Source organism: Aestuariivirga sp. (assembly GCF_047600585.1).
GTDB lineage: Bacteria > Pseudomonadota > Alphaproteobacteria > Rhizobiales > Aestuariivirgaceae > Aestuariivirga.
Map to the genome: position 1 here is coordinate 62,138 of NZ_JASGKP010000001.1, position 24,069 is coordinate 86,206.

Consider the following 24,069-nt stretch of genomic DNA (forward strand, 5'->3'; position numbering starts at 1 on the left):
AGATGGCGACGATCTTCAACAGGACCGGAAAAGTGCAGGGCGCAAGCAGCGAAGCTGCTGCGGCTGTTCCTGCCGACGGCGCCTGCAGCAACAAGGACGAGCTGAAGGCCGCCGCCGAAAAGGCTGGCAAGGCCGGCGTGCTCGACCAGTTCGCGCGAGATTATCCCGTCGGTCCTCACGACCAGCCGCAGAGCATGTGCCCGGCCTTCGGCAGCCTGCGCGTTGGCCTCCGTATGCGCCGCACCGCCACCATTCTCTCGGGTTCGGCCTGCTGCGTTTACGGCCTCACCTTCACCTCGCATTTCTATGGTGCGAAGCGGAGCGTGGGCTATGTGCCCTTCAACTCGGAAACACTCGTCACCGGCAAGCTCTTCGAGGACATCCGCGACGCCGTCTACGAGGTGGCGAAGCCCGAAGACTATGATGCGGTGATCGTCACCAATCTCTGCGTGCCGACAGCCTCGGGCGTGCCGCTGCAGATCTTGCCCAAAGAGATCAACGGCGTCCGCGTCATCGGCATCGATGTGCCGGGCTTCGGCGTGCCGACCCACGCAGAAGCCAAAGACGTGCTTGCAGGCGCCATGCTGCGCTATGCGGCGGGCGAGATCCGCACCGGTCCCGTGGCGCGGCCCAAGACCACATCCGATCTTCCCACCGTCACGCTGCTGGGCGAGATGTTCCCCGCCGATCCGGTGATCATCGGCCGCATGCTCGCCCCCATGGGCCTTGCGGCGGGCCCCGTGGTGCCGACCCGCGAGTGGCGCGAACTCTTCGCCGCCTTCGATTGCGCCACTGTTGCCGCCATCCATCCCTTCTACACCGCCAGCATCCGCGAGTTCGAAACCGCGGGCCGCAGCGTGGTGGGCTCTGCACCCGTCGGCTACGACGGCACGGCCGCCTGGCTTGAGGCCATCGGCCAGGCCTGCGGTGTTGCAGGTGAAAAGCGCGCCGAGGCGCAGAACCTCATTCTTCCTGCAATCAAGGGCGCCCTCGCCCAGAAGCCGATCCAGGGCCGCATCACCGTCTCGGGCTACGAGGGCTCCGAGCTTCTGGTGGCACGCCTGCTGATCGAGAGCGGCGCCGATGTGCCTTACGTCGGCACCGCCTGTCCGCGCACGCCGTGGTCGGAAGCGGATCGCGTCTGGCTCGAAGCGCGTGGTACTCACGTGCAGTACCGCGCCTCGCTGGAGCAGGACATCGAAGCCGTCCTCGACGTGCGGCCCGATCTTGCCATCGGCACGACACCCGTTGTGCAGAAGGCCAAGGCGCTGTCGATCCCCGCGCTCTATTTCACCAACCTGATTTCGGCGCGGCCCCTGATGGGTCCGGCCGGTGCCGGTTCGCTGGCGCAGGTCGTGATGGCCGCCATCCGCAACAAGCATCGCTTCGACGAGATGAGCGCCTTCTTCGAGGGCGTGGGCTCGGGCCATGCGGCAGGCATCTGGCGCGAAGTGCCGGTCGACCGTCCCGACTTCAAGAAGAAATACGCAGGCATGCTGGCCGCCAAGGCCAAGGCCGAAGAATCGGTGGGGACCTGACCATGCTGGTTCTCGATCATGACAGGGCAGGGGGTTACTGGGGCTCGGTGTATGTCTTCACCGCGATCAAGGGCCTGCAGGTGATCATCGATGGTCCGGTCGGCTGTGAAAACCTCCCCGTGACTTCCGTGCTGCATTACACCGATGCGCTGCCGCCGCACGAACTTCCGATCGTCGTCACCGGCCTCGGTGAAGAAGAACTCGGCAAGCTCGGCACCGAAGGCGCCATGCGCCGCGCCCACAAGGCGCTTGATCCCGGCCTTCCCAGCGTCGTCGTGACGGGCTCGATTGCCGAGATGATCGGCGGCGGCGTCACCCCGCAGGGCACCGGCATCCAGCGCTTCCTGCCGCGCACCATCGACGAGGACCAGTGGCAGAGTGCCGACCGCGCCCTGATGTGGCTGTGGACGGAATTCGGCGCCAAGAAGAAGAACGCCACCCAGCGCAAGCCGCGGGTGGAGGGCGAGAAGCCGCGGGTCAACATCATCGGACCCATCTACGGCACCTTCAACACGGCGTCCGATCTCGCCGAAATCATCCGTTTGGTCGAAGGCATCGGGGCCGAGGTCAATATGGCCTTCCCGCTCGGCAGCCACCTCGCCGAAGTGCCGAAGCTCGCGAATGCGGACGTGAACATCTGTCTCTACCGCGAATTCGGCCGCAAGCTCTGCGAAGCCCTCGACCGTCCCTATCTGCAGGCGCCGATCGGACTTCACTCCACGACGAAGTTCCTGCGCAGCCTCGGCGAACTGCTCGGCATCGATCCCGAACCGTTTATCGAGCGCGAGAAGCACACCACCATCAAGCCGCTGTGGGACCTGTGGCGCTCGGTCACCCAGGATTTCTTCGGCACCGCGAGCTTCGGCATCGTGGCGAGCGAGACCTACACCCGCGGCGTGCGCCACTTCCTTGAAGAAGAGATGGGCCTGCCTTGCAATTTCGCCGTCTCGCGCGAGGCCGGCAAGAAGACCGATAACGCCGCCGTCCGCAAGATGGTGAAGGAAAAGCCGCCGCTTGTGCTGTTCGGCTCCTTCAATGAGCGCATGTATGCCGCGGAAGCCGGCGCCAAGTGCGCCTATGTGCCCGCCTCCTTCCCGGGGGCCATCATCCGCCGCCACACCGGCACGCCCTTCATGGGCTACGCCGGCGCCACCTATCTCGTGCAGGAGGTCTGCAACGGCCTCTTCGACATGCTGTTCAACATCATTCCGCTCGGCACCGAGCTGGACAAGACCGAGGCGACGCCCGCCACTCATCTCAAGATGATGGACTGGAGCGATGCGGCCCGTGCCGCCCTTGAGGAACTCGTCGAGAAGCAGCCTGTGCTGGTGCGCATTTCCGCCGCCAAGCGGCTTCGCGACAACGCCGAACGTTTCGCCCGCAATGCCGCAGCAGCACGGGTGGAAGAACCAGATGTCCGCCAGGCGAGCAAGGTCCTGGCGGGTGTGGAGTAATGGGAGAAAACAAGAATGAGCAGCAAGCACAAACACAGGGAAGGCGAGATGGAGTTCAGGCTCCTGATGGCCGTGACAGTGCCCTTCTTCTTTGCCGCCACCGTTTTCAAGCGCGCCATGCCGTGGAACTGGGGACGCGACAAGCGCTCCGTGTTCGCCGCGACCATGTCGGCTGCGCACAACAGTCTTCCGTTCGCCTTCATGTGAAGCGCGATCGGTCCGACTTTCACGGGGGAGACTCCGTGAAATCCTGCCTCGGGGAGTTCCGAGGTGAATGGGTCCCTCAAAGGATCCCAGCCGGAGGTAACACACATGGCTGACACTAACCGGTCTGGCAGCGCGTCAGGCTTAACCGAAGCGGAAGCCAGGGAATTCCATGGCATTTTCGTCACGAGCTTCATTGTCTTTACGGTGATTGCGATTATTGCGCACATCCTCGCATGGCAATGGCGTCCGTGGCTGCCCGGACCCAATGGCTACACCACTTCACAAATTGAAAACGTTCTCCCCGGGACCATGAAGTCCCCGGTTGAACTGGGTTAAGGAGAAAGAACATGTGGCGCATTTGGCTTCTGTTCGACCCGAGGCGTACTCTGGTGGCTTTGTTCACCTTCCTGTTCGTCTTGGCTCTCGTGATCCATTTCATTCTGTTGTCTACGGACCGTTTCAACTGGTTGGACGGACCCCGCAAGGCGGCAGCTTTGGAAGTGCAAACATCAGAGATGGTCGCCTAACGGCGGAGTCTCATGGCCTGCGGGTGGCGGGTCCACCCGCAGGTGACCAATTCATAATGATAACGAGACCGGAGACTGGCCATGGCTATGCTCAGCTTTGAAAGAAAATATCGTGTCCGTGGTGGAACGTTGCTCGGTGGGGACCTTTTCGACTTCTGGGTTGGCCCGTTCTATGTCGGATTCTTCGGTGTCATCGGTGCGTTCTTCACGCTTATCGGTGTTGCCCTGATCGCCTATGCCGCGTCGCAAGGGCCGACGTGGAACTTCTGGCAAATCAACATTGCACCTCCTGACATCAAGTACGGCCTTGCGCTGGCGCCGATGCAGGAAGGCGGCTTTTGGCAAATCATCACCTTCTGCGCCATCGGCTCATTCGTGTCCTGGATGATGCGCGAAGTGGAAATCTGCCGCAAACTTGGCATGGGCTATCACGTTCCCATCGCCTTCGGTGTTGCGATTGCAGCCTATGTTACCCTGGTGGTGATCCGCCCGATGCTCATGGGCGCCTGGGGATATGGCTTCCCCTACGGCTTCATGAGCCACCTCGAGTGGGTGTCCAACACCGGCTACACCTACGCCAACTTCCACTATAACCCGGCGCACATGATCGCCATCAGCTTCTTCTTCACGAACTGTCTGGCGCTGGCGCTGCACGGTTCGCTCATCCTCTCGGTCACCAATCCGCAGCAGGGCGAGCCCGTGAAGAACGCCGAACACGAGAACGCGTATTTCCGCGACATCGTGGGCTACTCGATCGGCGCGCTTGGCATCCATCGCCTCGGCCTCTTCCTGGCGCTCAGTGCCGTGTTCTGGAGCATCGTCTGCATCATCATCAGCGGACCTCTCTACGCCGGTTCCTGGCCTGAGTGGTGGACCTGGTGGCAGCAAATTCCAATCTGGTCCTGACGGGAGCAATCGTCATGTATGAATATCAGAACATATTTACCCGGGTACAGGTCCACGGACCTGCCGATATGGGTGTGCCCATGCGGCACACCAACTTCAGCCGCCAGGGCAATCCCCGCTTCAGCCACCTGTTCGGCATCTTCGGTGACGCGCAGATCGGCCCGATCTATCTGGGCTTCCTCGGGGTCGCATCCCTCATGTGCGGCTTCGTTGCGATCGAGATCATCGGCCTGAACATGCTCGCCTCGGTGAACTGGTCGCCGCAGGCCTTCATGAAGAACTTCTTCTGGCTGACGCTCAATCCGCCGGAAGCCAAGTACGGCCTCCGCCTTGCCCCCCTGAAGGAGGGCGGCTGGTGGCAGATGGCCGGCTTCTTCCTGACCGCCTCGATCCTGCTGTGGTGGGCGCGCACCTATCGCCGTGCCCGCGCGCTCGGCATGGGCACGCATGTGTCCTACGCCTTCGCGGCCGCCATCTGGCTTTACCTGGTGCTGGGCTTCATCCGCCCGCTGCTCATGGGCAACTTCAGCGAAGCGGTTCCCTTCGGCATCTTCTCGCACCTGGAATGGACGAACAACTTCTCGGTCAACTACGGGAACCTGTTCTACAACCCCTTCCACATGATCTCGATTGCCTTCCTCTATGGCTCGGCTCTCCTCTTCGCCATGCACGGCGCCACCATCCTTGCGGTGTCGCGCTACGGCGGCGAGCGTGAAATCGAACAGATCGTCGACCGTGGCACCGCCTCGGAACGCGCCGCCCTCTTCTGGCGCTGGACCATGGGCTTCAACGCCACGGCTGAATCGATCCATCGCTGGGCCTGGTGGTTCGCGGTGCTCTGCCCCATCGCCGGCGGCATCGGCATCCTTCTCACCGGCACGGTGGTCGACAACTGGTACGAATGGGGCATCAAGCACGGCCTCACCACCGGTGCGCCCTACGAAATGACGGTTCCGAGCACGCTGCCCTAACGCATCGTGCGAGCAAGTGGGCTCCACTTGCGAAGCGAGAGATGCGTTAAAGCAAGTATCTGGCGCAACTTTCCGCTCTCAAATCGTTCCGATTTGATCGCCCGTTGCGCTAGACGTCCCCGGACCCACCCCAAGTCGGCCCCGCAGCGTTATCGTTACCCTCCTGCGGGGCCTCCCCAACTGCCCCAATTCAGGCAACCTGGCGCTCGTTCTGTCCGCCAGGTTTTTTCTTGGTGCGCCGTACCCCGCTTCGCGCGGCAAACAAAAACGCCCGGTGTCACCACCGGGCGTTTATCCGTTCGGAAGCCGATCCGATCAGGGATGGGCCTTGAGGTAGGCAATCACGTTGGCAATGTCGGCGTCATCCTTCAGGCCGGGGAAGGACATCTTGGTGCCGGGCACCATGGCCTTCGGATCCTTGAGGTACACGGTCAGCGTGGGTTCATCCCAGACCTGGCCGTCGGCGCCCTTCTTGGCCATGGCGTCGGAATACTTGAAGCCCTCGACCGTAGCGGTCTTGCGGCCGACAACGCCCTTGAGCGTCGGGCCGACGCGGTTCACGCCCTTTTCGTTTTCGTGGCAGGTCTTGCACTTGAGGAAGACCTTCGCCCCGGCTTCGGCATCGCCATCAGCCCAGGCGGGCGCAGCCATGGCCACCAGGGCTGCGCACATAAACGCAAGTTTCTTCATTCTTGAAATCCTCCATTACGGGGTAGAACCCCGATTTCATTACGAAAGCATGTCCCAAAGGTTTTGTCTTCGGGGAAAAATGTCTCAAGTCATCGCAGCCGGGCGCGCCGGAGGTCGTCCAGCCTGGCCGAGCCCGTGGCGAAACAGGCAATCCGGAGGGCTTCCGCCCATTCCCGGACATGCTGGATCACCTGCTCGGTGCCCTGGGTTGCCGCCGGCAAGAGGGCGGCCGCCTGCCCGACCAGGGTTGCCCCCAGGCGGATGGCCTTGGCGCCGTCCAGCCCGTGACGGATGCCGCCCGAGGCAATGAGCGGCATGTCCGGCAAAACTTCACTGATGTCGTGAAGCGCCGCCGCCGTCGGAATCCCCCAGTCGCGGAACAGTTCCCCCAGGTGCTGGCCTTCCTGGGACGAGGTGCGGCGGCCCTCGACCGCCGCCCAGCTGGAGCCGCCAGCCCCCGCCACATCGATGGCCGCCACGCCATAGTCGGAGAGGCGCTGGGCCACGGGAACGGAAATGCCCGCCCCCACTTCCTTGGCGATGACGGGAACGGGCAGTGCCGCGCACAATTGGGCAATCGCCGCCGAGACGCCGGCCCAATTGCGGTCACCGCCCGGCTGCAGGGCTTCCTGCAGGGGGTTGAGATGCAGGATCAGGGCATCCGCCTCGATCAGGTCCACGGCGCGGCGGGCATCGTCCACGGTCATGCCGTGCACGAGCTGCACGGCCCCGAGATTGGCATAGAGCGCGATATCCGGCGCCACCCGGCGGATCGACTTGTCGAGGCCATGGTTCACGCCGCCGCCCAGTGCAATCCGCTGCGAGCCCACGCCCATGGCGAAGCCCAGCTCCTGCGCCGCCTCGGCGATCGACATGTTGATGCGCCCGCCAAGCTGCGGACCACCGGTCATGGAGGAAGCGAGGAAGGGAAGGCGCAAGGGCTTGCCGAGAAACTCTGTGGAGAGATCAATCTCGGCGAAATTGATCTCGGGAAGGGCGTTGTGCTCGAAGTCGATGTCGTCGAAGCCTGCGGGCCGCGCATGCTTCGCCTGCCCCGACAGGATGATGTCGATGTGGTCCTTCTTGCGCTGCTCGATGTCGTGGGCGCCGCCCCGGAGCGGCGTCAGTGCGGCAGGCGTTTTGCGAGGCGCAGACATTGCTGGATTTCCAAGATGTGAAAGACGAAGCTGATGGCAAGGAAAAGGGCGATGATGTGCCAGGTGTAGCCGAGCAGGCTCGACCCCAGCGCCATGACGAGCGAGGCGCCGGCGCCAAGCCCGGTCGCAATCATCGGAAGCTGTTTCAGGTGGTCGCGGAGGATGAAGAGCTCCGCCGCCATGACGATGAGGATCACCAGCGTGACAAGACCGGAACTGAACAGCGTGGCAATGCTCATGGCCGGTTCAACCTGACGATCTGGTAGTTGAGGACGCCCGCCGTGGTCACCCAGGCGAGATAGGGCAGGGTGAGGAGCACGGCGGTGCGGCTGATACCGCTCATCACCAGGATCACCGTGACGATGCTGACCCAGAAAATCACGAGCTCAATGAAGGCGAGCGGCGGATTGCGCATCATGAAGAAGATGCCGCTCCAGGCGATGTTGAGAAGGCCGTTGGCGGCAAGCGCAACGAGCAGGAGCGGGCGTTGGGTGAGGGAGGCAGCCGCCCAGGAATGGGCAATGGCAAAGGTGAGGCAGAAGAAGACGATGGTCCAGATGGGTCCGAAGGCCCAGTCGGGCGGCTTCCAGGCGGGCTTGCGGAGCGCATGGTACCAGTCGCCGATCCGCGTCAGCACGCCGCCGGCGATGGCCAGCACCACGCAGAAAAGGGCGCCCCCCAGCAGTCCGGCATAGAATGGGTCCTGTGGGATCATGGCGCCACGATACCCAGCAAATGCGCCACATCCTTGACGAAGATGCGGACATGGGCGAGCGGGTTGGAGCGCACCATCTTCTTTTCGGTGTAGGCGGCCCAGGTCAGGCGCTGCACGTCCTTGTCGCGGCACATGGTAACGAAGCGCTCGAGGCGCTTGTCGTGGCCGTACCAGAAGTACTGCATCATGCCGAGAATGCGGAAGATCACGCCGTGGGCGCGCATGAAGGTCTTGCGGGCCTGCTTCAGCACGCGGGCGTCGCCGGTCTTCAGGAAGGCAAGCCCCGTTTCGGCGGCAAGCTCGCCGCCCAGCATGGCATAGTAGATCCCTTCGCCGGAGGCGGGCGCCACGACGCCTGCAGCATCGCCGGCGAGCAGAACATCGCGGCCGTTGTCCCAGCGCTTCAGCGGCTTCAGTGGAATGGGCGCACCCTCCTTGCGGATTGTCTTCGTGCCGTCGAGGTGCATGTCGTGGCGGAGGTGGGCGACTGCCTCGCGAAGCGCGAAGCCCTTGTGGGCACTGCCGGTTCCGATGCTCGCCGTCTTCCCGTGCGGAAAAACCCAGGCATAGAAATCGGGGGAATAGCGGCTGTTGTAATAGACGTCGCAGCGCGCCGGTGAATAGGTGTCGGTGGTCTCCGGCTGCTCGATGATCTCGTGATAGGCGAAGACGAGATTGGTGCGGTCCGAGCCTGCGATGTGATCCTTGCCGAGTTTGGAGAGCGCGCCGTCGGCGCCGATGGCAAGGCGGGTGCGGTGTGAGGCCTCGCTGCCGTCCTTCAGGGTGTAGTGGATGCGGAGCATGCCGTCGCTGTCGCGGCTCGAATGGCTGTAGGTGCCGGTCGCCCGCGTGGCGCCGGCTTCCGCGGCGCGGCTGCGCAGGTATTCATCGAAGTCGGCGCGGTCCACCATGCCGACATAGCTGCCGTCGACAGGCATGTGGGCGAGGCGGCCCGACGGCGAGACGATGCGGGCCGCATCGATGCGGGCAACGATCAGGTGCGAAGGGATCGCGTAGTCGCGGATGAGGCGGGGCGGAATGGCGCCGCCGCAGGGCTTGATGCGTCCGGCCCGGTCGAGCAGCAGCACCCTGGCGCCGCCTTCGGCTGCCTTCTGCGCGGCCGTGGAGCCCGAAGGTCCGCCGCCCACCACAATGATGTCGAAAGTCTCGTTCGCGTTCTTGCTCGTGTCGTATGCCATGTCAGCCACCGAGGTCATGCTGGGCCGAAAGCACCAGCGGATTGGCTTTGCTCCGCGCCTGCCCGATGCTCATGGCGAGGAAGGCGGAGATGATGAAGAGCGCCGCCTCCGCAGCAAAGACGCTGCCGTAGCTGATGGCGTTCGATCCGGTGAGGCTCTTGAGAATGTCGGCGGAAACCGTTCCGGCAAAGCCACCGGCCCCGAAGGCGATGGCCTGCGCTGCACCGAAGAGGCCCATGCGTACGCCTTCGCGGGCATTTTCGCCCACGGCGGCGCTGAACATCGAACCGATAGCAGCGACCGCAAAGACGCCGTTGGTGAAGCCCAGTGCAAAGACGGTGGGCTTCAGCGGCCAGCCCGGCCCGGCCTGGGCGGCGGCCACGAGGCCGATCAGGGCGAGTGCCGAGCCCAGACAGCCGGCGATGGTCCAGTTGCGGAGTGCAAGGCCCTTGGCCTTGCCAAAGAGCGTTGCGGCAAAGCCCACCAGCAGCATGCCGGTGAGCACGCCGCTGTTCTGCGTGCCGGAGAGGGACGTGGTTTCACCCGGCGTCATCTGGAAAACGAGGCCGGCGAAGGGTTCGAGGATCAGGTCCTGCGCGCTGTAGCCCAGCATGGACATGAAGATGAAGATGGCGAAGCGCCGGGCGTCGGCATCGCTCCACACGCCGGCGATGGCCTCGCGGAAGGCGGTGTCCGTGGCCTTGGCGGCGCGCGGCTTGGCGTGGCTCTTCTCTATGCCGAGGACGGCGAGCGTGCTCACCACGAAAGCCGTTGCGGTGATGGCGCCGGCCACCCACACGAGGCGGGTGAGGCTGAACGGATCGAGCAGCTTTCCGGCGACGATCGAGGTGATGATGAAGCCCACGATCATCATGGTCCAGACGATGGTTGCGGCGGCGGGGCGCCTCGTCTGCGCCACGGTTTCGGCCATCAGCACGAGAAGCGATGTGCCGGCAGCACCCACACCGATGCCGATCAGTGTGAATGCGGTTGCGGCAAGGGCCATGCCCGCCCAGAAATTCTGTGCGGTCAGCCACACCGCAGCGGCAGCCAGAAATCCGCCAGCAGCCAGGGTCGCCATGCCGCCGATGATCCAGGGGGTGCGCGTGCCGCCCGTATCGGAGCCATGGCCCCAGCGTGGGCGGAGTACCTGCAGCGCGTAGTGCCAGGCCACCAGAACGCCCGGAATGACGGCCAGGAGCGAGAGCTCCACGATCATCACGCGGTTGATTGTTGATGTGGTCAAAACAACGATTGCGCCGAGCGAGGATTGCACGAGGCCGAGGCGGGCAATGCCGAGCCAGCCTAGGCCTGCTTCCGGATTCTTGCTCATGCCACACCTCCACGCACGGCGATTGCCGCTGCCATCATGCCGAGAACATAAAGCGTGACGCCGGTGCCGTTGTACCAGGGCGCATAGGCCTTGGGGTCCTTGAGCAGGCGGATCATGCAGAGGCCCTGCAGCACAAGCGAGAGCACGATGAAGCCGGCGTAGAGCGGCCGTTGCCAAGACACGAGGAGTGCGGCGACGACGACCTGCGGCACCGCCATCACTACGCAGGCGAGGAGGGCGGCGCGGCGTTCGCCGAGGCGGACGGGAAGCGACCCGATGCCCATCTGGCGGTCGCCTTCGACGGCCTTGAAGTCGTTCAGCGTCATGATGCCGTGCGCACCCACCGAATAGAGAAGCGCAAGCCAAAGGATTTCCGCAGGCGGCATGCCGCCCTGCATGGCGGCCACGGCGGTGAACCACGGCAGGCCTTCGTAGCAAAGGCCGACGGCGCTGTTTCCCCACCAGCCGTTGATCTTCAGGCGGAAGGGCGGCGCGCTGTAGGCCCAAGCGGCGATCAGTCCGAAGGCGGTTGCCACCAGCACCCAGGTGCCAAGCGTTGCCGCGACGGCGAGCGACAGCAGCGTCCAGCCGATCGCGATCCACAGGCCCCATTGCCCCGGCACGCGGCCCGACGGAATGGGGCGGTGCGGTTCGTTGATCGCATCCACATGGCGGTCGAACCAGTCATTGGCGGCTTGCGAGGTGCCGCAGACGAGGGGGCCGCAGAGCAGCACGCCCGCGGCAAAGGTCCAGAAATGGCTGGTGAGGGGAACGCCTGAGGAAACGATGCCGCAGCCATAGGCCCACATGGGGGCAAACCAGGTCACGGGCTTCAAAAGTTCGAGTACGGCCCGCGGCGCCGGAGCCGACACCGAACGAGGAACGGGCACAGAACGGTCCATGGGGAAAGATTGGACCCGGCCCCTCGAAGTGTCAACGAAGATTTACAGTTTCAGCTGTCAGTACGCTAATCGGCAGAGGACGGATCATCGATCCCGTAGCGGTGCAACTTCATGTAGAGGCTCTGCCGCGACAGGCCGAGCATTTCTGCCGCGCCGGCGCGGTTGTCGCCGTTCATCTGCAGGGCTGCTTCGATGCACAGGCGCTCGATGATGTCGGTCGATTCCCGCACCAGTTCCTTGAGCGGCACCTTGCCCACCAAACGGGTGAACTCGTCCACCGAGCGGAGCAGGCCGGTTTCGGACTTGCCGGCGGTCACCCGCTGGCGGCTGAAGCGGTGCAGCGAGAAGCCGAAGCAGGGGGAGTCGCTGTCCATGACGGCGACGGCGGAAATCTCCACGTCATCGATCGAGCCGTATTGCCCGCGCACGATGGTGTGGAAGTTGCGGATCTCGCCCCGTTCCTGAAGCTGGCCCACGACGATGCCGAGATCGACGCCCTGACGGCCGAGCCAGCGTTCGAGCGAGATGCCGCGCGCCTGTTCCTCGGAGCCGAGCTGCACCAGATCGAGGAAAGCCGCATTGGCCGTGAGGATGTTGAGGTTGGTGTCGGTGACGACGAAACCATCGGGCATTTCGCTGATGATCTTGACGACCTTCGACTGGGTCTTGGGCAGCACCACCGCGGCATCGCCCACCATGTGGGGCACCATGCGGAGCAGCACGTACTGGGTGTTTTCCTGGCGGAAGATGCTGAGCGAGACGAGCGCCTGCTGGCGGTTCGCATCCGGATGCAGCACGATGTCGTCGGTGCGGCCGACATTGCGGAGGTTCTCGATCGCAATACGAACCGGTTCGCGGTCGGCTTCGGGGAACATCTCGAGAAGCTCGGCCCCCTGCATGCGCTTGCCCGAACGGCCGAGCAGCGAAGCGGCCTTGGCGTTGTATTCGGCAATCTTTCCGGTCCGCGCCTCGGCGATCATGATCGCGTCGGAGGCGGATTGCAGCAGCATGCGGAAACGCGTTTCGGCATTGCGCAGGCGCTGGTATTCGGCCTCGACCGCCTGTTCGGCGGAGAGCAGGCGCTGCTGAAGCTGCGCCATGGTGCTCATGTCGCGGCCGATGGCGATGATGTGGCCCTTGGGGCCCGCCTTGATGGCGCTGTACATCACCGGAACGTCCGCGCCGTCGCGCATGGGGTGATTGACCTGCCGCCAGCGCGAGGCCTTGCCGGTGTTGGCTTCGTCGATGATCTGCTCGACCTTGATGCGGCTTTCCACCGTGACGGTGTCGCGCAGCGCCTTGCCGGGCCAGCCGGTGAAGAGATGCTGCGGCATCTCGGGGCCGGTGTGCACGTGATCGCAGATCACGCCATCGGGAGTCATCAGAACTGTCACGTCGACGGCGGCGGCCAAAATGGCGGCAACCACTGCCGGATCCTGCTGGGCGAGGGCTTCGCCTTTCAGTTCTGGGGTGCCGATCCCGAGAGACATGATGAACGAACTTCCTTTTTATCTTGGGGCCGCTGCTTCGTAGGCCCAACGATTAAGCAAGGTAACAGTCGATGGAGCGTCGGGGGCATATGCATCTGCGCCCAGGCTTTCCACCAGGTCCGGCCGTTCCGAGAACAATTGGCCACCGATGAGGATCTTCGTTCCGGAAGACTTCGTAATGTCGCGTATTTCTGCGATAGACGAGCGCAGGGAGTCGATCAAGGTCTCGCCGCTCAAAGAAAGTCCGATCACATCGAACTCGCCTTTTGCGACGATTTTGTGGATGTCCGCGACCTTGGGTACGGAGCGGGTGATCACCGACCAGCTCTCGCGCAGCAGGAATTCCTGGACGAGGCGCAAGCCGAAGGTGTGCTGTTCGCCCGGCACCGGCATCAACAGCACGCTGCGGCCGGCTCCGACCTGGCTCCACATGTGTTCGGGCACGCCGTCGAACTCCCGCAGGATGCGGTGCATGCGGGCGACGCCCAGGGTCACTTCCACAAAATTGGTCGAGTCATGGGCCCAGCGCTCGCCCAGTTCGCGGGCGGCAGGCGCCATCAGTTTCAGGAGCACGTCCTGGAACGCGACGCCATTGTCGAGGAGGCCCTGGACGAAGCCGATCGCCGCATCGGGCTCTTCGTCCATGGTCAGTTCGATGAAATCCTTGACGCCTTCGCCGTCGAGGCGGGCGCGCTTCAGGGTGATGCGATTGGCGTTGTGGACGTGGCTCATGAGGAGCCGCGGCACGATGATGTTCTCGATGACCGAGGCAAATTCCTCGAGGTGGCTTTCGGTTGGAGCGGCAACAGCGGGCGAAAGGGGCTCAGTGAACGGCTTCAGACGTTCCATGGCCTGATCGTGGTGCTGGAGCGGGGTCCATTGCAGATCGTTGGACAACGCCTGAACCTCCCGGAGTGCTTGGCCCTTTGCGGGTCTCCACACTCTCACATGTCGTTACGGACAGAACACCCTGACACTTCCACCGTCAAGCGAATAAAAGGCAGGCCACCTGCAACCCGGGGACGACACTACTGTCAAGTAAGTTAGACGTCAAGAAAAGTTGACACTTGGACGGGGGTGGGGTTAACCTCCCTCCGTGGTCCGCAGAAACGTCCAGAAACAAGGGCGGGCCCCGGAGGCAAGATGGGAAGGCTGTCACCATCATCCGAAGGCAAGGCTCTCTATACGATCGAGCAACGGCAGCGCCGCGATTCATCGCCATGGACGGCCGTGCAGGGGTTCCTTGCCGCCTTCCAGTTCCTGGTCTTCCTTGCGAGTCTCGGCCTTGTCGTCCGTACACTGATCACCGGCGAAGGCGCCTTCTTCGCCAACGCCTCGGTGCTGTTCAAGACCCTCGTCCTCTACACCATCATGGTGACGGGCTCGCTGTGGGAGAAGGACGTCTTCGGACAATATCTCTTCGCCCCCGCCTTCTTCTGGGAAGACGTGGTGAGCTTCGTGGTGATCGCGCTCCATACTGCCTATGTGCTGGCGCTCCTCACCGGTTCGCTCAGCCAGCATGAACTCATGCTGCTCGCCCTCTCCGCCTACGGACTCTACGCCATCAACGCCGCCCAGTTCCTGTGGAAGCTCCGGCGGGCCCGTCTTGGCGCCAAGCCCGCCATGGCCGATGGCCGCCAGGGAGTGCGCGCATGAATAGTCCTGTTATCCTTGCCGAATCCAAGACCGGCTCCTGCGACGCTCCCCAGGTGAAGCGTGAGCGCGGCCAGCGCGAAGTGTTCTGTGGCCTCACCAGCATCGTCTGGCTGCACCGCAAGATCCAGGACGCCTTCTTCCTCGTCATCGGCTCGCGCACCTGCGCCCATCTCATCCAGTCGGCGGCGGGCGTGATGATCTTCGCCGAACCCCGCTTCGCCACCGCCATCATCGAGGAGCGCGACCTCGCGGGCCTCGCCGATGTCGACCAGGAACTCGACCGCGTGGTGGGCCGGCTGCTGGAGCGCCGCCCCGAGATCAAGATGCTCTTCCTCGTCGGCTCCTGCCCCTCGGAAGTGATCAAGCTCGACCTCAAGCGGGCGGCCGCGCGCCTCAACCGCGAGCACATGCCAAACGTCCGTGTATTGAATTATTCGGGCAGCGGCATCGAGACGACATTCACGCAGGGCGAGGACGCCTGCCTCACCAGCCTCGTCGCGGAATTGCCGGATGCGGGCGCGCAGAAATCGCTGCTCATCGCCGGCTCGCTGCCCGATGTGGTCGAGGACCAGTTCGCGCGCATGTTCCGTGAGCTGAACATCCCGTGCGCCTTCCTTCCGGGCCGCAAATCCACCTCGCTGCCTAAAGTTGGGGCAAATTCCCGCGTCCTTATGGCGCAGCCGTTCCTTGGCGATACGGCAAGAGCGCTGACAGATCGCGGCGCAGCCATCATTGCTGCACCTTTCCCCTTCGGTGCAGAGGGCACGCGCCTTTGGCTGCAGTCCGCAGCCGCCGAATTTGGCGTGTCGCAACAGCTGTTTGAAGCGGTGACGGGCCCGGCCTTCCGCCGCGCCGAAGCGGCACTCGCCGAACATCGCGCCCGCATGCAGGGCAAGCGCATCTTCTTCTTCCCCGACTCACAGCTTGAAGTGCCGCTCGCCCGTTTCGCGGCGCGCGAACTCGGCATGGTGCTGGAAGAAGTGGGCACGCCCTATCTCCATGCCCAGCACATGGCGCAGGAACTGGCGCTGCTTCCGGCCAACACGCCGCTTTATGAAGGACAGGACGTGGAACTCCAGCTTGACCGCTGCCGCGCCGTCCGCCCCGACATCACCGTTTGCGGTCTCGGCCTTGCCAACCCGCTGGAAGCCGAGGGCCTCACCACCAAGTGGTCGATCGAACTGGTGTTCTCGCCGGTGCATGGCTTCGAACAGGCTGCCGATCTGGCAGGCCTCTTCACCCGCCCGCTCAACCGCCGGGAAAGGCTGATGGTGTAAGTCATGCAGCTCACCCTCTGGACATATGAAGGACCGCCCCACATCGGTGCCATGCGCGTGGCAACCGGCATGAAGGGCCTTCACTATGTGCTGCATGCGCCGCAAGGCGACACCTACGCCGACCTGCTCTTCACCATGATCGAGCGCCGGGGCCAGCGTCCGCCGGTCACCTACACCACCTTTCAGGCCCGCGACCTCGGCACCGATACGGCCGAACTCTTCAAGATGAGCGTCGCTTCCGCCCATGAGCGCTTCAAGCCGCAGGCGATGATCGTGGGTGCAAGCTGCACTGCCGAGCTGATCCAGGACGACCCCGGTGGCCTTGCGGCAGCCCTCGGCCTTCCCATTCCGGTCATTCCGCTCGAGCTTCCGGCCTACCAGAAGAAAGAGAACTGGGGTGCCGCGGAAACGCTCTATCGCCTGGTGCGCGGCCTCGCCAAGCCGGTCGAGGCGCGCCGCCCCCGCACCTGCAACATCCTTGGCCCCACGGCACTCGGCTTCCGCAACCGCGATGACGTGGTGGAAGTGAAGAAGATCCTGGCCTCTCTCGGCATCGACGTGCTCGTCACCGCCCCGATGGACGCCACCCCCGCCGATATCGCGCGTCTCCCCGAAGCGGAGTTCAACGTCTCGCTCTATCCTGAAATCTCGGAACAGGCGGCCCGCTACCTTGAAAAGAGCTTCGGCCAGAAGTTCACGACCGTGATCCCGATCGGTGTCGGCGCCACCCGCGCCTTCATCGCGGAAGTGGCTGCTCTCGCCGGTGTTGATGCAACGGCGGTGCTCTCGGCGCAGAACGCGCGGCTGCCGTGGTATTCGCGCTCGGTCGACTCCACCTATCTCACCGGCAAGCGCGTCTTCATCTTCGGCGATGCCACCCATGCCATGGCCGCCGCCAAGGTCGCCCGCGACGAACTCGCCTTCAACGTCGTGGGTCTCGGCACCTATTCCCGCGAACTGGCGCGGCCGATGCGCGAGCTCGCCAAGGAATTCGGCCTCGAAGCCCTGATCACCGACGATTACCTCGAGGTGGAAAAGCAGGTGGCCGAGCTTCATCCGGACCTCGTGCTGGGCTCGCAGATGGAACGCCACATCGCCAAGCGCCTGGGCGTGCCCTGTGCCGTCATTTCCGCACCCGTGCATGTGCAGGATTTCCCGGCGCGCTATTCGCCGCAGATGGGCTTCGAAGGCGCCAACGTGATCTTCGACACCTGGGTCCATCCCCTGATGATGGGGCTTGAGGAGCACTTGCTCCACATGTTCCGCGATGATTTCGAATTCCATGAACAGGCTGCCCCTTCGCACCTGGGCCACCGCAAGCAGGAGGACGCGCCCACCGCTGCGGCTGCTCCCGCCACGGTGAGCTGGCTTCCCGATGCGGAAGACGAATTGAAGAAGATCCCGTTCTTCGTGCGCAAGAAGGCGCGCCGCAACACCGAGGCCTATGCCGCGGAGCGTGGCCTTGCGCACATCACTGTCGAGACACTGTACGATGCCAAAGCCCACTTCAGCCGGTAGCATCACCAAGGTGGTGATCGTGACGCTGGACCATCACCTGGCCGGCGCCGTCTCCCGCATCAATGCGCGCCTCGCCAAGGTGGGCGTGAAGCTTGCGCTCCATGCTGCGTCCGAATGGTCGACGCGGCCCGAAACCCTGCAGCTCTGCCGTGAAGACATTGCCTCGGCCCAGGTCGTGATCGCCAACATGCTGTTCATGGAAGAGCATGTGAATGCGGTGCTTCCGGCCCTGCAAGCCAAGCGTGACTCGCTCGATGCCCTCGCCGTCTTCATGTCGGCGGGCGAAGCGATCCGCCTCACGCGCATGGGCCGCTTCGACATGGGCGCCAAGCAGAGCGGCTTCATGGCGCTGCTCAAGAAGCTGAAGGGCTCCAAGTCCGAGAACGCGTCCTCAGGCGAACGCCAGATGGCGATGCTGAAGCGCGTGCCGCAGATCCTCCGCTTCATCCCCGGCCCTGCCCAGGATGTGCGCGCCTACTTCATCTCGATGCAATACTGGCTCGCAGGCTCGGAAGAGAATGTCGAGAACCTGATCCGCTATCTCGTGGCGCGCTATGTGCCGGGCCGTAACACTCTCGCCCACGAACCGCCGCGCAGCTATCCCGAGACCGGGCTTTATCATCCGCGCGGCAAGAGCAAGGTGGTGGAGCAGGTCTCCGCGCTGCCGAAGAGCACCGGCCAGGCCGGCACGGTGGGCCTGCTGCTCATGCGCTCCTACGTGCTCTCGCAGGATACCGGACATTATGATGGCGTGATCGCCGCGCTCGAGGCCAAGGGCCTCACGGTTCTGCCCGCCTTTGCCACAGGCCTCGATGCCCGCCCCGCCATCCGCAAGTTCTTCATGAAGGACGGCAAGGCTGCGGTCGATGCCGTGCTCTCCCTCACCGGCTTCTCGCTGGTGGGCGGCCCCGCCTACAACGACGCCAAGGCGGCGGAAGACATGCTCGTCGAACTCGACGTGCCCTATTGCGCCGCCCAGCCCGTGGAATTCCAGAGCATCGACGCCTGGGAAGCCTCGGAGCGCGGCCTTCATCCGATCGAAGCCACCATGATGGTGGCCGTGCCCGAGATCGACGGCGCCATTTCGCCCATGGTCTTCGGCGGCCGTCAGGAAGGGGCAGGGGGCGAACGCCCCATGGCGGCGCACAAGGAACGGGCCGCAATGCTTGCGTCGCGCCTCACCGACATGGTGGCGCTCCGCCGCACCGCCCTCAAGGACCGCAAGGTTGCGGTGGTCCTTTTCAATTTCCCGCCGAACGCCGGCGCCACCGGAACGGCGGCCTTCCTCGCCGTTTATGAATCGCTCTTCAACACCCTGAAGGCGATGAAGCAGGCGGGCTATCAAGTGGACCTGCCCGAAAACGTCGATGCGCTGCGCCGCTCCATTCTCGAAGGCAACTCCGGCAATTTCGGCTCGGACGCCAATGTCATCGCTCGCATCTCGGCGGATGACCACGTGCGCCGCGAGAAATACCTGGACGAGATCGAGAAGCAGTGGGGCGCTGCCCCCGGCCGCAAGCAGACCGACGGCTCGCACATCCTCGTGCTCGGCCAGAAATTCGGCAACGTGCTGGTCGGCATCCAGCCCGCCTTCGGCTACGAGGGCGACCCGATGCGGCTGCTCTTCGAGCGCGACTTCGCCCCGACGCATGCGTTCTCTGCTTTCTACCGCTATGTGCGAGAAGACTTCGGCGCCCATGCCATTCTGCACTGGGGCACCCACGGTGCGCTGGAATTCATGCCGGGCAAGCAGGTGGGTATGTCGGCGGCCTGTTGGCCGGACCGCCTGATCGGCTCGACACCGAACTTCTATCTCTATGCCGCCAACAATCCGTCGGAAGGCACCATCGCCAAGCGGCGCAGCGGCGCAACGCTGATCAGCTATCTCTCACCGCCGGTGACGAGTGCCGGCCTCTATCGCGGCCTCATGGAACTCAAGTCCTCGCTGACGCGCTGGCGGCAGCTGGAGGAGAACTCGCACGAACGCCCTGTGCTGGAAGAGATCATTCTCTCCCAGGCGAAGGCCGTCGATCTCGCCGAAACCGACATCTCCAAGCTGGTGAATGCGGTGCATGAACTGGAATACACGCTCATTCCCCACGGCCTCCACGTGGTGGGCAAAGCGGTCTCCGATGAGGAGCGAAAGGAACTGCTGCAGCATGTGGCCGAAGCCTCGGAAGACCGTGAGGTCGATCTCGCCGCACTCGAAGACCTGCTGCGTGAAGACCACGAAGTGCCGGCACTCCTCCGTGCGCTCGACGGCCGCTTCATCCGCCCGGTCTGCGGCGGCGACCTGATCCGCACGCCGGAAATCCTGCCCACCGGCCGCAACATCCACGGCTTCGATCCCTTCCGCATTCCCTCTGCCTTTGCAGTGATGGATGGCGCCCGTCAGGCGGCCCTCGTGCTCGACACGCACGCGGCCCAGGGCGGCAGCATGCCCGAGACAGTGGCCATGGTTCTGTGGGGCACCGACAATCTCAAGAGCGAGGGCGGACCCATCGCCCAGGCGCTCGCGCTCATGGGTGCGGCCCCGCGCTTCGACTCCTTCGGCCGTCTTGCGGGCGCCCGCCTCCTGCCGCTTGCCGATCTCGGCCGCCCGCGCATCGACGTGATGGTGACGCTCTCCGGCATCTTCCGCGATCTCCTGCCGCTGCAGACCAAGATGCTGGCGGAAGCCGCCTATCTTGCCGCCAGCGCCGACGAGCCGGTCGAGCTCAACTACATCCGCAAGCATGCGCTGGCGCTCGCCGCGGAAACGAACATTCCGCTGGAAGAGGCGGCCCTCCGCGTCTTCAGCAATGCCGACGGCGCCTATGGCAGCCACGTGAACCAGCTCATCGACTCGGGCGCATGGACCGAGGAGGAAGAGCTGGCCAACATGTTCACCACCCGCAAGTGTTTTGCCCATGGCCGTAACGGTCATGCCAAGGCGCACGCCGGTGTCATGAAGTCGGTGCTGAAGGGCGTCGACTTCGCCTACCAGAACCTCGAGTCAATCGAACTCGGCATCACCACGGTCGATCATTACTTCGACTCGCTGGGCGGCATCACCCGCGCCGCCAAGCAGGCGGGCGGCCAGGACATTCCCGTCTACATCGGTGACCAGACGCGCGGCAAAGGCCAGGTGCGCACGCTCGCCGATCAGGTGGCGCTGGAAACCCGCACCCGCGCCCTCAATCCGAAATGGTACGAAGGCATGCTGAAGCACGGCCACGAAGGCGTGCGCCACATCGAATGCCATCTCACCAACACCATGGGCTGGTCGGCAACGACCGGGCAGGTGGCACCGTGGGTCTACCAGCAGTTCACCCAGACATATGTTCTTGACGAGAAGATGCGCCAGCGTCTCGCCGACCTCAATCCGAAGGCGGCAGCGAAGGTGGTGCACCGGCTCCTCGAAGCCCACCGGCGCGACTACTGGAAGCCGGACGCAGCAACCCTCGAAGCCCTCGAACGGGCGGGCGAGGAACTTGAAGACAAACTCGAAGGAATCGGCATGGAGGCCGCGGCATGACACTGGTACTCGACCGGACGCCCACGCGGCGCACACGACCCGATGGTGAAGGCAGCGTTCAGGTCCACATGGACCCGGCAACGATGCTCTCGACCGCGAAGGTCTTTTCCGTTTACGGCAAGGGCGGCATTGGTAAGAGCACGACCTCTTCCAATCTCTCCGTTGCCTTCTCGAAGCTCGGCAAGCGCGTGCTGCAGATCGGTTGCGATCCCAAGCATGACTCGACCTTCACCCTCACCAAGCGGCTCGTGCCCACGGTGATCGACATTCTCGAGGGCGTGGACTTCCATTCGGAAGAACTCCGCCCGGAAGACTATGTCTTCGAAGGCTACAACGGAGTGATGTGCGTCGAAGCGGGTGGCCCGCCCGCCGGTACCGGCTGCGGCGGCTACGTCGTGGGCCAGACGGTGAAGCTGCTCAAGGAGCATCACCTTCTTGATGACACCGATGTCGTCATCTTCGACGTGCTGGGCGACGTGGTCTGCGGCGGCTTTGCGGCCCCGCTCATGCATTCGCACCGCTCGGTGATCGTCACCGCCAACGACTTCGACTCGATCTTCGCCATGAACCGCATCGTGGCTGCCATCCAGGCAAAGGCCAAGAACTACGGTGTGCGTGTGGGTGGCCTCATCGCCAACCGCAGCAAGGACACCGACCAGATCGACCGCTTCGCAGAAGTGGTGGGACTGAAGCGTCTTGCCCATCTGCCGGACCTCGATGCCATCCGCCTGAGCCGCCTGAAGAAGGCAACGCTCTTCGAGATGGGCGACGCGCCGGAAATCGTGGCGGTGCAGAACGAATACATGCGCCTTGCGGCACAGCTCTGGGCCGGCGTCGAGCCGCTCGATGCCAAGCCGATGAAGGACCGCGAAATCTTCGACTTCCTGGGATTTGATTGATGAGTGAATCCTACCACCAGCGCCGCTCCGAAATCGGGGCCTATTTCGACCGCACCGCGGCCGAGGCCTGGAAGCGGCTGACCTCCGACATGCCGGTGGGGCGGATCCGCGCCACCGTGCGGGCGGGGCGCGACGCCATGCGGAGCGAGTTGCTCTCCTACCTGCCCGAGGATTTGAAGGGTGCACGCGTGCTCGATGCCGGGTGCGGCACGGGTGCGATGTCGCAGGCACTTGCCGAGCGTGGCGCCGAGGTGGTGGCGGTCGATCTCTCGCCACAACTGGTGAAGGTGGCGGAAGACCGCACGCCGCAGCATCTTCTCTCCCGCATCCATTACCGGGCGGGCGACATGACGAGCCCGCAGCTGGGCCGCTTCGACTTCTGCGTGGCGATGGACTCGGTCATCCACTACGAACAGCACGACATGGTGGCCTGCCTCGCCAAGCTTGCCGAGCGCACCGAGACGGCCATCGCCTTCACTTTCGCGCCCAGCACCACGCTGCTCGAAGCCATGCACAAGGTGGGTAAGCTCTTCCCGCGCGGCAACCGTTCGCCGGCCATCGTGCCGCAGAAGGCCGAAAGCTTCCGCCATCTGCTCCACAAGGCGACCGGCATGGTGCCGCGCCGCAACCGCCGCATCTCGTCGGGCTTCTACATTTCCCATGCGCAGGAGTTGATCCGGCCATGAAGAAGTTCTCCAACATCTGGATTCAGCTTGGACCGCGCTTCCTGCCCTTCGCAGATGCCGCGACGGACCAGTTGCCCTTGGGGCGGCTGCTTCGCCTCTCGCTCTTCCAGGTGTCGGTCGGCATGGCCATGGTGCTGCTCACGGGCACCCTCAACCGGGTGATGATCGTGGAGCTTGGCGTGCCCGCCTGGCTCGTCGGCATCATGGTGTCGCTGCCGCTTCTCTTTGCCCCCTTCCGCGCCCTGATCGGCCACAAGTCGGACGAGCATCGCTCGGTGCTGGGCTGGCGGCGCGTGCCCTATATCTGGTTCGGCAGCATGATGCAGTTCGGTGGCTTCGCCATCATGCCCTTCGCCCTCATTCTGCTCTCGGGTGACACCCACGGTCCCGCCTGGATCAGCCATGCGGGTGCGGCTCTCGCCTTCCTGCTGGTCGGTGCGGGCATCCACACCACCCAAACGGCGGGTCTGGCGCTTGCCAACGATCTCGCCCCCGAAGAGGCCCGTCCGCGTGTGGTGGCTCTTCTCTATGTCACGCTGCTTCTTGGCATGATGGGCAGTGCCGCCGTCTTCGGCGTACTGCTCCGCGAATTCCGCCAGGTTCACCTCATCCAGATCATCCAGGGCGTGGCGCTCACCACCATGGTGCTGAACTGCATCGCCATGTGGAAGCAGGAACCGCGCAACCCGACCGTTACCTCGGCCGAGAATCCGCGCACCTCATTCTCTGAAGCCTTCGGCCAGTTCGTGCGCACGCCGCGCGTCATGCGCCTTCTCGTGGCGCTGGGCTTCGGCACCGCCGGCTTTGCCATGCAGGACATTTTGCTCGAACCTTTCGGCGGTGAAGTCTTCGGCCTCAATGTCGGCCAGACGACGTGGCTGACCGCACTCCTCGCCTGCGGCACGCTGATCGGCTTTGCGCTCTCGGCCCGCATGCTGTCGCAGGGCAGCGATCCCTGCCGCATCGCCTCGGCGGGTGCGGTGATCGGCATCTTCGCCTTTGCCGCAGTGATCTTCTCGCCGGCCACGGGCTCCATCAATCTCTTCCGGCTTGCAACCGCCTCGATCGGCCTCGGCAGCGGCCTCTTCGCCGTCGGCATGCTGACGGCGGCCATGGAACTCGCCGACAAGGCGGCCTCAGGACTTGTGCTCGGCGCCTGGGGCGCGGTGCAGGCCACGGCGGCGGGCCTTGCCGTCGCCACCAGCGGCGCCATGCGCGATGCGGTCAGCGAACTCGCCATGGCGGGTGACCTCGGCCACACCCTGCAGCAGACCGCCACCGGATACAGCTTCGTCTATCACACCGAGATCCTGATGCTCTTCGTGACGCTCGTCGCACTGGGACCGCTGGTGCGCGTGAGTGGCATTACCAATCTGAACCTGCGGACCGGGAAGTTCGGCCTCGCTCAACATCCAGGGTGATCTGAA

23 protein-coding genes are annotated in these 24,069 nt (G+C 64.1%); 14 read left to right on the forward strand and 9 right to left on the reverse strand.

Going from position 1 to position 24,069, the window contains the following annotated elements; all coding sequences use genetic code 11:
- Window positions 1-2: 2 nt before the first annotated feature.
- From bchY to pufM, 7 genes are all read left to right on the forward strand, one after another.
- Window positions 3-1,538: a chlorophyllide a reductase subunit Y gene (gene bchY / locus QM801_RS00220; protein WP_415017198.1), complete on the forward strand. Its 1,536-nt coding sequence runs from the start codon at window positions 3-5 to the stop codon at window positions 1,536-1,538.
- A 2-nt stretch (window positions 1,539-1,540) separates the two neighbouring features.
- Window positions 1,541-2,992: a chlorophyllide a reductase subunit Z gene (gene bchZ / locus QM801_RS00225; RefSeq protein ID WP_415017199.1), complete on the forward strand. Its 1,452-nt coding sequence runs from the start codon at window positions 1,541-1,543 to the stop codon at window positions 2,990-2,992.
- A 15-nt stretch (window positions 2,993-3,007) separates the two neighbouring features.
- Window positions 3,008-3,199, forward strand: coding sequence for a hypothetical protein (locus QM801_RS00230; protein WP_415017200.1), 192 nt, complete (start codon window positions 3,008-3,010; stop codon window positions 3,197-3,199).
- Window positions 3,200-3,304: 105 nt separating this feature from the next.
- The gene (gene pufB / locus QM801_RS00235; RefSeq protein ID WP_415017201.1) at window positions 3,305-3,535 is read left to right on the forward strand and encodes a light-harvesting antenna LH1, beta subunit; all 231 of its coding nucleotides are present in this window, start codon (window positions 3,305-3,307) and stop codon (window positions 3,533-3,535) included.
- Between the two features lie 11 nt (window positions 3,536-3,546).
- Window positions 3,547-3,726 carry a light-harvesting antenna LH1, alpha subunit gene (gene pufA / locus QM801_RS00240; protein WP_415017202.1) on the forward strand — a complete coding sequence of 60 codons (180 nt, stop codon included), beginning with the start codon at window positions 3,547-3,549 and terminating at the stop codon, window positions 3,724-3,726.
- Window positions 3,727-3,807: 81 nt separating this feature from the next.
- Window positions 3,808-4,632: a photosynthetic reaction center subunit L gene (pufL, locus tag QM801_RS00245; RefSeq protein ID WP_415017203.1), complete on the forward strand. Its 825-nt coding sequence runs from the start codon at window positions 3,808-3,810 to the stop codon at window positions 4,630-4,632.
- Between the two features lie 14 nt (window positions 4,633-4,646).
- Window positions 4,647-5,603, forward strand: coding sequence for a photosynthetic reaction center subunit M (gene pufM, locus QM801_RS00250; RefSeq protein WP_415017204.1), 957 nt, complete (start codon window positions 4,647-4,649; stop codon window positions 5,601-5,603).
- Between the two features lie 315 nt (window positions 5,604-5,918).
- Here pufM and QM801_RS00255 read toward each other — a convergent pair whose 3' ends face one another.
- From QM801_RS00255 to QM801_RS00295, 9 genes are all read right to left on the reverse strand, one after another.
- Window positions 5,919-6,293, reverse strand: coding sequence for a c-type cytochrome (locus tag QM801_RS00255; RefSeq protein WP_415017205.1), 375 nt, complete (start codon window positions 6,291-6,293; stop codon window positions 5,919-5,921).
- An 89-nt stretch (window positions 6,294-6,382) separates the two neighbouring features.
- Entirely contained in the window at window positions 6,383-7,450 is a 1,068-nt protein-coding gene (fni, locus tag QM801_RS00260; protein WP_415017206.1) for a type 2 isopentenyl-diphosphate Delta-isomerase, read from the reverse strand.
- Window positions 7,417-7,689 carry a hypothetical protein gene (locus tag QM801_RS00265; protein WP_415017207.1) on the reverse strand — a complete coding sequence of 91 codons (273 nt, stop codon included), beginning with the start codon at window positions 7,687-7,689 and terminating at the stop codon, window positions 7,417-7,419. The genes fni and QM801_RS00265 overlap by 34 nt, the downstream gene beginning before the upstream one ends.
- Window positions 7,686-8,165 (reverse strand): TspO/MBR family protein, encoded by a 480-nt coding sequence (locus tag QM801_RS00270; RefSeq protein WP_415017208.1) that lies wholly within the window; start codon window positions 8,163-8,165, stop codon window positions 7,686-7,688. Before QM801_RS00270 ends, QM801_RS00265 begins: the two co-directional genes overlap by 4 nt.
- The gene (locus QM801_RS00275) at window positions 8,162-9,364 is read right to left on the reverse strand and encodes a geranylgeranyl diphosphate reductase (RefSeq protein WP_415017209.1); all 1,203 of its coding nucleotides are present in this window, start codon (window positions 9,362-9,364) and stop codon (window positions 8,162-8,164) included. Before QM801_RS00275 ends, QM801_RS00270 begins: the two co-directional genes overlap by 4 nt.
- A gap of 1 nt (window position 9,365) precedes the next feature.
- Window positions 9,366-10,697: a BCD family MFS transporter gene (locus QM801_RS00280; RefSeq protein ID WP_415017210.1), complete on the reverse strand. Its 1,332-nt coding sequence runs from the start codon at window positions 10,695-10,697 to the stop codon at window positions 9,366-9,368.
- Complete coding sequence (chlG, locus tag QM801_RS00285; RefSeq protein ID WP_415020867.1) at window positions 10,694-11,569, reverse strand: chlorophyll synthase ChlG; 876 nt, start codon at window positions 11,567-11,569, stop codon at window positions 10,694-10,696. Before chlG ends, QM801_RS00280 begins: the two co-directional genes overlap by 4 nt.
- A 95-nt stretch (window positions 11,570-11,664) precedes the next feature.
- Window positions 11,665-13,089: a transcriptional regulator PpsR gene (gene ppsR, locus QM801_RS00290; RefSeq protein WP_415017211.1), complete on the reverse strand. Its 1,425-nt coding sequence runs from the start codon at window positions 13,087-13,089 to the stop codon at window positions 11,665-11,667.
- Window positions 13,090-13,107: 18 nt separating this feature from the next.
- A complete protein-coding gene (locus QM801_RS00295) occupies window positions 13,108-13,986 on the reverse strand; it encodes a B12-binding domain-containing protein (protein ID WP_415017212.1) in 879 nt (292 codons plus the stop codon).
- Between the two features lie 246 nt (window positions 13,987-14,232).
- Between QM801_RS00295 and bchF the strand changes: the two genes are divergently transcribed.
- Genes bchF through QM801_RS00330 form a run of 7 tightly spaced genes read left to right on the forward strand, consistent with a single transcriptional unit; the run spans window position 14,233 to window position 24,063 of the window.
- Window positions 14,233-14,745 carry a 2-vinyl bacteriochlorophyllide hydratase gene (bchF, locus tag QM801_RS00300; RefSeq protein WP_415017213.1) on the forward strand — a complete coding sequence of 171 codons (513 nt, stop codon included), beginning with the start codon at window positions 14,233-14,235 and terminating at the stop codon, window positions 14,743-14,745.
- Entirely contained in the window at window positions 14,742-16,022 is a 1,281-nt protein-coding gene (locus QM801_RS00305) for a ferredoxin:protochlorophyllide reductase (ATP-dependent) subunit N (RefSeq protein WP_415017214.1), read from the forward strand. Before bchF ends, QM801_RS00305 begins: the two co-directional genes overlap by 4 nt.
- A gap of 3 nt (window positions 16,023-16,025) precedes the next feature.
- Complete coding sequence (gene bchB, locus QM801_RS00310; RefSeq protein WP_415017215.1) at window positions 16,026-17,540, forward strand: ferredoxin:protochlorophyllide reductase (ATP-dependent) subunit B; 1,515 nt, start codon at window positions 16,026-16,028, stop codon at window positions 17,538-17,540.
- Entirely contained in the window at window positions 17,515-21,057 is a 3,543-nt protein-coding gene (locus QM801_RS00315; RefSeq protein WP_415017216.1) for a magnesium chelatase subunit H, read from the forward strand. Before bchB ends, QM801_RS00315 begins: the two co-directional genes overlap by 26 nt.
- Window positions 21,054-21,956, forward strand: coding sequence for a ferredoxin:protochlorophyllide reductase (ATP-dependent) iron-sulfur ATP-binding protein (gene bchL, locus QM801_RS00320; protein ID WP_415017217.1), 903 nt, complete (start codon window positions 21,054-21,056; stop codon window positions 21,954-21,956). The genes QM801_RS00315 and bchL overlap by 4 nt, the downstream gene beginning before the upstream one ends.
- Window positions 21,956-22,642: a magnesium protoporphyrin IX methyltransferase gene (gene bchM / locus QM801_RS00325; RefSeq protein ID WP_415017218.1), complete on the forward strand. Its 687-nt coding sequence runs from the start codon at window positions 21,956-21,958 to the stop codon at window positions 22,640-22,642. The genes bchL and bchM overlap by 1 nt, the downstream gene beginning before the upstream one ends.
- Entirely contained in the window at window positions 22,639-24,063 is a 1,425-nt protein-coding gene (locus QM801_RS00330) for a BCD family MFS transporter (RefSeq protein WP_415017219.1), read from the forward strand. The genes bchM and QM801_RS00330 overlap by 4 nt, the downstream gene beginning before the upstream one ends.
- The last annotated feature ends 6 nt before the right edge of the window (window positions 24,064-24,069 follow it).

Coding starts and splice junctions, on each gene's coding strand:
- bchY (WP_415017198.1), top strand. CDS start 3: ATGGCGACGATCTTCAACAGGACCGGAAAAGTGCAGGGCGCAAGCAGC.
- bchB (WP_415017215.1), top strand. CDS start 16,026: ATGCAGCTCACCCTCTGGACATATGAAGGACCGCCCCACATCGGTGCC.
- QM801_RS00265 (WP_415017207.1), bottom strand. CDS start 7,689: ATGAGCATTGCCACGCTGTTCAGTTCCGGTCTTGTCACGCTGGTGATC.
- bchL (WP_415017217.1), top strand. CDS start 21,054: ATGACACTGGTACTCGACCGGACGCCCACGCGGCGCACACGACCCGAT.
- QM801_RS00270 (WP_415017208.1), bottom strand. CDS start 8,165: ATGATCCCACAGGACCCATTCTATGCCGGACTGCTGGGGGGCGCCCTT.
- QM801_RS00255 (WP_415017205.1), bottom strand. CDS start 6,293: ATGAAGAAACTTGCGTTTATGTGCGCAGCCCTGGTGGCCATGGCTGCG.
- QM801_RS00280 (WP_415017210.1), bottom strand. CDS start 10,697: ATGAGCAAGAATCCGGAAGCAGGCCTAGGCTGGCTCGGCATTGCCCGC.
- QM801_RS00330 (WP_415017219.1), top strand. CDS start 22,639: ATGAAGAAGTTCTCCAACATCTGGATTCAGCTTGGACCGCGCTTCCTG.
- pufB (WP_415017201.1), top strand. CDS start 3,305: ATGGCTGACACTAACCGGTCTGGCAGCGCGTCAGGCTTAACCGAAGCG.
- fni (WP_415017206.1), bottom strand. CDS start 7,450: ATGTCTGCGCCTCGCAAAACGCCTGCCGCACTGACGCCGCTCCGGGGC.
- bchF (WP_415017213.1), top strand. CDS start 14,233: ATGGGAAGGCTGTCACCATCATCCGAAGGCAAGGCTCTCTATACGATC.
- ppsR (WP_415017211.1), bottom strand. CDS start 13,089: ATGTCTCTCGGGATCGGCACCCCAGAACTGAAAGGCGAAGCCCTCGCC.
- QM801_RS00275 (WP_415017209.1), bottom strand. CDS start 9,364: ATGGCATACGACACGAGCAAGAACGCGAACGAGACTTTCGACATCATT.
- bchM (WP_415017218.1), top strand. CDS start 21,956: ATGAGTGAATCCTACCACCAGCGCCGCTCCGAAATCGGGGCCTATTTC.
- QM801_RS00305 (WP_415017214.1), top strand. CDS start 14,742: ATGAATAGTCCTGTTATCCTTGCCGAATCCAAGACCGGCTCCTGCGAC.
- QM801_RS00315 (WP_415017216.1), top strand. CDS start 17,515: ATGCCAAAGCCCACTTCAGCCGGTAGCATCACCAAGGTGGTGATCGTG.
- pufM (WP_415017204.1), top strand. CDS start 4,647: ATGTATGAATATCAGAACATATTTACCCGGGTACAGGTCCACGGACCT.
- pufL (WP_415017203.1), top strand. CDS start 3,808: ATGGCTATGCTCAGCTTTGAAAGAAAATATCGTGTCCGTGGTGGAACG.
- pufA (WP_415017202.1), top strand. CDS start 3,547: ATGTGGCGCATTTGGCTTCTGTTCGACCCGAGGCGTACTCTGGTGGCT.
- QM801_RS00230 (WP_415017200.1), top strand. CDS start 3,008: ATGAGCAGCAAGCACAAACACAGGGAAGGCGAGATGGAGTTCAGGCTC.
- bchZ (WP_415017199.1), top strand. CDS start 1,541: ATGCTGGTTCTCGATCATGACAGGGCAGGGGGTTACTGGGGCTCGGTG.